Raw genomic sequence first — 2,793 nt, 5'->3', positions numbered from 1 at the left:
CTTCTCAATTTTCCAACGTCCACGGCAGATAGGGACCGAACTGTCTCACGACGTTCTAAACCCAGCTCGCGTACCACTTTAAATGGCGAACAGCCATACCCTTGGGACCGGCTTCAGCCCCAGGATGTGATGAGCCGACATCGAGGTGCCAAACACCGCCGTCGATGTGAACTCTTGGGCGGTATCAGCCTGTTATCCCCGGAGTACCTTTTATCCGTTGAGCGATGGCCCTTCCATACAGAACCACCGGATCACTATGACCTACTTTCGTACCTGCTCGACGTGTCTGTCTCGCAGTTAAGCGCGCTTATGCCATTACACTAACCGCATGATGTCCGACCATGCTTAGCGCACCTTCGTGCTCCTCCGTTACTCTTTGGGAGGAGACCGCCCCAGTCAAACTACCCACCACACAGTGTCCTCGATCCCGATAAGGGACCCGAGTTAGAACCTCAAACATACCAGGGTGGTATTTCAAGGATGGCTCCACCAGATCTAGCGACCTGGTTTCAAAGCCTCCCACCTATCCTACACAAATAGGTTCAAAGTTCACTGTGAAGCTATAGTAAAGGTTCACGGGGTCTTTCCGTCTAGCCGCGGATACGCTGCATCTTAACAGCGATTTCAATTTCACTGAGTCTCGGGTGGAGACAGCTTGGCCATCGTTACACCATTCGTGCAGGTCGGAACTTACCCGACAAGGAATTTCGCTACCTTAGGACCGTTATAGTTACGGCCGCCGTTTACCGGGGCTTCGATCAAGAGCTTCGCATACGCTAACCCCATCAATTAACCTTCCGGCACCGGGCAGGTGTCATACCCTATACGTCCACTTTCGTGTTTGCAGAGTACTGTGTTTTTAATAAACAGTCGCAGCCAACTGGTATCTTCGGCCGACCTCAGCTTACAGAGCAAGTCTGATCACCAAAATCGGCGTACCTTCTCCCGAAGTTACGGTACCATTTTGCCTAGTTCCTTCACCCGAGTTCTCTCAAGCGCCTTGGTATTCTCTACCTGACCACCTGTGTCGGTTTGGGGTACGGTTCCTATATATCTGAAGCTTAGAGGTTTTTCCTGGAAGCAGAGCATCAACCACTTCAATCTCTAAAAGAGATCTCGTCATCAGTTCTCAGCCTTAAGGACCCGGATTTGCCTAAGTCCTCAGCCTACAACCTTAAACATGGACAACCGTCGCCATGCTGGTTTAGCTTTCTCCGTCTCCCCATCGCAATATATACAAGTACAGGAATATTAACCTGTTTCCCATCGACTACGCTTCTCAGCCTCGCCTTAGGGGCCGACTCACCCTGCGCCGATTAACGTTGCGCAGGAACCCTTGGTCTTCCGGCGAGGGGGTTTTTCACCCCCTTTGTCGTTACTCATGTCAGCATTCGCACTTCTGATACCTCCACCCAACTTCTCAATNGAGCTTCATCAGCTTACAGAACGCTCCTCTACCATATCTAAAAGATATCCGCAGCTTCGGTGTACAGTTTGAGCCCCGTTAAATCTTCCGCGCAGGCCGACTCGACTAGTGAGCTATTACGCTTTCTTTAAAGGATGGCTGCTTCTAAGCCAACCTCCTAGCTGTCTAAGCCTTCCCACATCGTTTCCCACTTAACTGTAACTTTGGGACCTTAGCTGGCGGTCTGGGTTGTTGCCCTCTCCACGACGGACGTTAGCACCCGCCGTGTGTCTCCCGTGATCGCACTCCTGGGTATTCGGAGTTTGCATGGGGTTGGTAAGTCGGGATGACCCCCTAGCCCAAACAGTGCTCTACCCCCCAGGGTGATACACGAGGCGCTACCTAAATAGCTTTCGAGGAGAACCAGCTATCTCCGAGTTTGATTAGCCTTTCACTCCTAGCCACAAGTCATCCCCTCATTTTTCAACATAAGTGGGTTCGGTCCTCCAATCAGTGTTACCTGATCTTCAACCTGCTCATGGCTAGATCACTCGGTTTCGGGTCTAATCCCAGCAACTAAACGCCCTATTAAGACTCGGTTTCCCTACGGCTCCCCTATACGGTTAACCTTGCTACTAAAATTAAGTCGCTGACCCATTATACAAAAGGTACGCAGTCACAGAACAAGTCTGCTCCCACTGCTTGTACGCATACGGTTTCAGGATCTATTTCACTCCCCTCACAGGGGTTCTTTTCGCCTTTCCCTCACGGTACTGGTTCACTATCGGTCAGTCAGGAGTATTTAGCCTTGGAGGATGGTCCCCCCATCTTCAGACAAGATAACACGTGTCCCGTCCTACTTAATATGTGACTATTGAATCTTCGTGTACGGTGCTATCACCCACTATGGCCGCACTTCCCAGAGCGTTCCACTAATTCAATAATCATCGGCTAATCCCCGTTCGCTCGCCGCTACTAAGGGAATCTCGGTTGATTTCTTTTCCTCCGGGTACTTAGATGTTTCAGTTCTCCGGGTTTGCTTCTTACACCTATGTATTCAGTGCAAGATATCTAACTTATGTTAGATGGGTTTCCCCATTCGGAAATCGTTGGGTCAAAGCTTGTTTACCAGCTTACCAACGCTTATCGCAGGTTACTACGTCCTTCATCGCCTCTGACTGCCAAGGCATCCACCGTATGCGCTTAGTCACTTAACTATATAACCCGAAGCAGTCTTCTAAGACGACCTTTTACCATCTTAGTACTTAAGCTATATATATGACCATTCGTAACGTTTTCGCCGGATAACGCTTGATATGAATCTCATTTCTTTCGTTATCCATGATTAAATTATTCGCTGATATGTGAATAATCTAATCACTTAGCAA

1 rRNA gene is annotated in these 2,793 nt (G+C 49.4%); it reads right to left on the bottom strand.

The annotated features are described in order from the left end of the window. A 23S ribosomal RNA gene (locus tag A3735_RS08820) occupies positions 1 to 2,622 on the bottom strand; the annotation flags it as partial. Between the last annotated feature and the right edge of the window lie 171 nt (positions 2,623 to 2,793).

This window comes from Oleiphilus sp. HI0061 (genome assembly GCF_001635675.1).
Note: the sequence above shows the minus strand (reverse complement) of the source record. Positions and strands in the feature narration are given on the sequence as shown.